Annotated in this window: 1 protein-coding gene; it reads left to right on the top strand. The window is 39.2% G+C overall.

The window, feature by feature from the left end; translation table 11 throughout:
* Nucleotides 1–63, top strand: a 63-nt coding sequence (locus H0X95_RS36430; RefSeq protein ID WP_196446440.1) for a pyrimidine/purine nucleotide monophosphate nucleosidase domain-containing protein, incomplete at its 5' end; no start/stop codon positions are given.
* Nucleotides 64–439: the final 376 nt, after the last annotated feature.

Here is a 439-nt window from a genome sequence, read left to right as displayed (position 1 = left end):
GCCCAGCATCGTATGAAGTTGCCAGGCTCAGCCTACATCCCTTGCTACGAAATCTGCACGTAATCTCCGCTCCCCCGGTGACGTTTGTTGCCGGGTTTTCTCGTTTTTGGTCACTTACTCATCAACTCATTTCATTTGTTATATGAATGTTTCTTACCACCCTCACGCGACAAATATCATCACAGTTAATATGTCATACAATTTATGTTGCAACGCAAACGTTTCCCTATTTTCATAAACCGTATTTTATCGCCATGAAAAAGAAAGTATCGCCATGATTAACTAAAAGTATTGATTTTTTCAGTTCAACCTACATATATTGCGCGCCCCGGAAGAAGTCAGATGTCGTTTAATGGGCAAATATTGCCCTTAAATTCTCTTTTACTTTTGATTTACAGAGTAAAGCGTTGGGATAATCTATCTTCCAAGTAGATTATTG

It is taken from the genome of Burkholderia sp. 9779_493, from assembly GCF_015712215.1.
In the GTDB taxonomy this organism is placed as follows: Bacteria; Pseudomonadota; Gammaproteobacteria; order Burkholderiales; family Burkholderiaceae; genus Burkholderia; species Burkholderia cenocepacia.
The sequence above is the reverse complement of the archived record's forward strand: the minus strand, read 5'-3'. Positions and strand labels throughout refer to the sequence as shown.